The organism is Pararhodobacter sp. (genome assembly GCF_036802785.1).
Classification (GTDB): Bacteria; Pseudomonadota; Alphaproteobacteria; order Rhodobacterales; family Rhodobacteraceae; genus Pararhodobacter.
Genome location: NZ_DAIRVN010000149.1, coordinates 1 through 1,958 on the forward strand (window position 1 = coordinate 1; position 1,958 = coordinate 1,958).

At 69.1% G+C, this 1,958-nt stretch carries 1 protein-coding gene; it reads left to right on the top strand.

The annotated features are described in order from the left end of the window. The first annotated feature begins 54 nt into the window (after positions 1–54). Positions 55–1,899: an SLC13 family permease gene (locus V7Q53_RS23360; protein ID WP_333831440.1), complete on the top strand. Its 1,845-nt coding sequence runs from the start codon at positions 55–57 to the stop codon at positions 1,897–1,899. The last annotated feature ends 59 nt before the right edge of the window (positions 1,900–1,958 follow it).

A 1,958-nucleotide genomic window follows, 5' to 3' on the forward strand; every position in this document is an offset into this window, starting at 1 on the left:
GTGACGCGCCCCCCGAACCCCCGCCCCGCAACCCGGCGCGGGGGCTGACCCGCCATGTCACCTCTTGCCATGGTACTGGCCCTTCTGGGCGCGGCGGTGGTGATGTTCGCGCTCAACCGCCCGCGCATGGATGTGGTCGCGGTGATGATGATGGTTGCGCTGCCGATGACCGGGGTCATCAGCATGTCCGAGGCGCTGGTGGGGCTGTCAGACCCCAATATCGTGCTGATCGCGGCGCTGTTCATCATCGGCGAGGCGCTGGTGCGCACCGGGGTCACGCAGCGGCTGGGGGACTGGCTGACCGCGCGCGCCGGTGCCAGCGAAGCGAAGCTGATCGTTCTGCTGATGGTGATCGTGGCCGGGGTGGGCTCGTTCATGTCATCGACCGGGGTGGTGGCCATCTTCATCCCCATCGTGCTGCGCATCGCGCGCAATGCACGCATCCCGGCGGGCCGCCTGATGATGCCGCTGTCGATGGCCGCGCTGATCAGCGGGATGATGACGCTGGTCGCCACCGCGCCCAATCTGGTCGTCCATTCCGAACTGATACGGCAGGGCCATGAGGGTTTCAGCTTTTTCGCCTTCACCCCCTTTGGCGTGCCGGTTCTGGTGCTGGCGGCCCTCTATATGCTGCTGGCGCGCCGGTTTCTGGCACCCGGCCCGGCGCCCGCCCTGCCTGAGCGGGCGGCGCTGGCCAACTGGGTTGACGAATATGCGCTGGCCGGGCGCGAGCACCGCCTGCGGCTGCGCCCCGGATCGGCGCTGGCGGGCAAGCGGCTGGACACGCTGGACCTGCGCGCCAGCGCGGGCGTCAACATCATCGCCGTTGAGCGCGGCACGGGGTTCCGGCGCAGGCTGATCCAGCCAAGGGCGGGAACGATACTGGCGGCAGGCGATATCCTGCTGCTGGATCAGCGCTCCGCGGCGGATACGGGTGCGGACGCCGGGGGCTTTGACCTGGAGGCCTTCGCGCAGGCCAATGAGCTGATCGCGCTGCCGGTTTCAGGCCAGTGGTTCACCGACACTGCGCAGGAAATCGGCATGGCGCAGATCATCGTGCCGCCCACCTCGCGGCTGATCGGCCAGACGGTGACCGGGGCGCGCTTCCGCACCAGCCATGATCTGTCGGTGATCGGCCTGAAACACGGCACGAAAGCGGTGCCCGGCGGCGTGGTGGACGAGCCCCTGCGCGCGGGCGATACGCTGCTGACCGTGGGCCCCTGGCGGGCGATCCGCAAGCTGGCGGAGGAGCGGCGCGATCTGGTGCTGCTGGATCTGCCCGCCGAATCGGACGAAGCCGTGCCCGCCCGCCACCGCGCGCCATTGGCGGTGGCGGTGCTGGCGCTGGTCATCGTGCTGATGGTCTGGGGGGTGGTGCCCAATGTGCAGGCGGCGCTGTTCGGCTGCCTGCTGCTGGGCCTTTTCCGCTGCATCGACATGGCCGGGGCCTATCGGTCAATCCATTGGCAAAGCCTGATCCTGATTGTCGGCATGATGCCCTTTTCACTGGCGCTGCAACGCACCGGCGGGGTGGAGATTGCGGCGCAGGCGTTGCTGGGGGTGCTGGAGGGGGCCTCGCCACGGATGGTGCTGGCGGTGATCTTTGCGGCAACGGCGGCGCTGAGCCTGTTCATCTCGAACACCGCCACCGCCGTGCTGATGGCCCCCGTGGCGCTGGCCGTCGCGGCGGCGCTGGGGGCATCGCCCTATCCCTTTGCCATGACGGTGGCGCTGGCAGCCTCGGCAGCGTTCATGACCCCGGTCTCGTCGCCGGTGAACACGCTGGTGGTGGGGCCGGGCAACTATCGCTTCAGCGATTTCCTGCGGATCGGCGGGCCGTTCACGCTGATCGCGCTCCTGGCCTGCGTAGGGCTGGTGCCGCTGGTTCTGCCATTCTGAAGGTGCGCAGGGCGGGGGCGTGGCAGGGGGGCGTTGCCCCCCTCTTGGCTGCGCCAATT

Excerpts from the sequence above, each read along its gene's own strand:
- V7Q53_RS23360 (WP_333831440.1), top strand. The coding sequence starts at position 55 with ATGTCACCTCTTGCCATGGTACTGGCCCTTCTGGGCGCGGCGGTGGTG.